At 56.8% G+C, this 2,317-nt stretch carries 1 protein-coding gene; it reads left to right on the forward strand.

Annotated features, from left to right (window positions below):
• Positions 1-300: 300 nt before the first annotated feature.
• Complete coding sequence (locus ABHU32_RS09940; RefSeq protein ID WP_225094043.1) at positions 301-1,995, forward strand: phospho-sugar mutase; 1,695 nt, start codon at positions 301-303, stop codon at positions 1,993-1,995.
• Positions 1,996-2,317 lie beyond the last annotated feature (322 nt).

The following is a 2,317-nucleotide window of genomic DNA, read 5'->3' on the forward strand; positions in this document are numbered from 1 at the left end:
CGCGCCGAGAGTACTGCGGGGTCAGCCCGTGGGAGGCCAGGGCGCCGCTGACCGGTGGACGGCACCGAGCCGTGCGCCTGAACTGAGAAGGGGGGAGGCCTCGCGGCCTCCCCCTTTTTTGCGTTAAAGGCGGCATTCACTAAGCAATTAAATCAATCCAATCATCCACCGCTGAATATAGACGTTCACCGTTCTTTGGTCGGTTCTTTGTTCTCAATGGACTAATATTTGCTTTAGCGCACTGCTGCGCTTGTCCTGTTTTACACGGGTCGTTTTATTGATTGTGACGGAAGGACTCACATGGCAGATGTTCATGAGCTGCTTGATACTTGGATTGCCAATGTCAAGGACGAGGAGCTCCTCGCTGAGCTTAACACGATGAAGGAGCAGGGTGATGAGGACGCCATCACCGACGCTTTCTTCCAGGATCTCGCCTTCGGTACTGCCGGCCTTCGCGGCACTATCGGTGCGGGCACTAACCGTATGAATATCTATACGGTCGGTCGTGCGACCCAGGGATTTGCTGACTACCTCAATGCGACCTTCGAGCATCCGACGGTCGCCATCGCTCGTGATAGCCGCAATAAAGGTGAGCTGTTCGTCAAGACGACGGCTGCCATTCTTGCAGCAAACGGCGTGACTGCCCTCGTGTATCCCAAGATTTCTCCTGTGCCGACGCTCTCCTGGGCCGTCCGCGACCTTAAGTGCTCCGGTGGCATTTGCATGACCGCTAGTCATAATCCGGCGCCTTATAACGGCTATAAGGCCTATGGCCCCGACGGCTGCCAGATTACTAGCGAGGCCGCCGATGCAATTTCTAAGGCTATCGCCGAGACCGATACGTTCACCGGCGTGAAGTCCATGGACTTCGATGAGGCTCTTGAGCAGGGTCTGGTCAAATGGATCGACGACTCGTGCCTCGAGCGTTATTACGACGCCGTTCTCGCCCGCGGCGTGACTAACCTTTCTACCGAGGAGATCGCTGGCGCTCCGCTTAAGCTCGTCTACACTCCGCTCAACGGCACCGGCCTCATTCCCGTCACGACGGTGCTCGAGCGCGCTGGCATCACCGATGTCACGGTTGTTCCCGAGCAGAAGGAGCCTAACGGCGATTTCCCGACCTGCCCGTATCCTAACCCCGAGATCCGTCAGGCCATGCAGAAGGGCATCGATCTCTGCGAGCAGGTTCACCCTGATTTGCTGCTTGCAACCGATCCCGACGCCGACCGTGTTGGCGTTGCCGTTAAGAATGGCGATGACTATCTGCTGCTGACCGGCAATGAGATGGGCGTTCTGCTGCTCGACTATATCTGCAAGACCCGTGCTGCCCGCGGTGAGGACCTTACTAAGAAGGTTGCCGTTACTACTATCGTTTCTTCTGCCATGGTTGACGCTCTGGCCGACGAGTACGGTTTTGAGCTCCGCCGCTGCCTGACGGGCTTCAAGTACATCGGCGACATCATTACTTCTCTTTCCGATGCTGGCGAGGTCGATCGCTTTATCTTCGGTTTTGAGGAGAGCTACGGCTATCTGGCCGGCGACCACGTGCGCGACAAGGACGCCGTCAGCACTTCGCTTCTGATTTGCCAGATGGCGCAGTATTATAAGCTCCAGGGCAAGAACCTTGCCGATGCGATGCACGAGTTGTACGAGAAGTATGGCTACTATCACAACAAGACGATTTCGCTAAGCTATCCGGGCGCTGAGGGTGCGGCAAAGATGGCCGGCATCATGGCTGGTCTGCGCGAGAACCCGCCCGCGGAGCTCGCCGGTTCCAAGATTGAGGCCGTCGTGGATTACAACACCTGCGTGAACGGCCTGCCGAAGGCTAACGTAATTGAGTTCGATCTTGAGGGCGGCAACAAGGGTATTGTTCGTCCTTCCGGCACCGAGCCCAAGATTAAGCTGTACATCTTCGCTAAGGGCGCGGATGCCGCCGAGGCAGATGCAGCACTTGACGCGATTGAGGAGTCCGGTCGCAAGCTGCTGGCCTAAGGCTTTGAAAGCCTATTTCTATAGATAAACAGAGGAGGGGATCTCGGAAACGAGGTCCCCTCTTTATTACTGGCAAATACAGCTGAGAATCCCAAACTGTGTAGGAAATGTGTACGACCAGATTCCCGCCCCCGGGGCCCCTCCGGTCTGGCAATATATCTCCTTGCCGCGCGGCCCGGTGGAACCGGATCAGCCGCGGGGCGTGCACCTTGAGAACCGGATACTGCGAGGATGGACACACCAGATGTGTCGCATCCGGGCAGACATCGAACCATTTGAAATGGTCTAACTTGGATTTGTTTTTCGCAAGGCCGCCGAGAGG

Source organism: Collinsella aerofaciens (genome assembly GCF_039758965.1).
GTDB lineage: Bacteria > Actinomycetota > Coriobacteriia > Coriobacteriales > Coriobacteriaceae > Collinsella > Collinsella aerofaciens_BR.

Bases quoted from the DNA above. Each gene is read 5' to 3' on its own strand.
- ABHU32_RS09940 (WP_225094043.1), top strand. From the start codon at position 301: ATGGCAGATGTTCATGAGCTGCTTGATACTTGGATTGCCAATGTCAAG.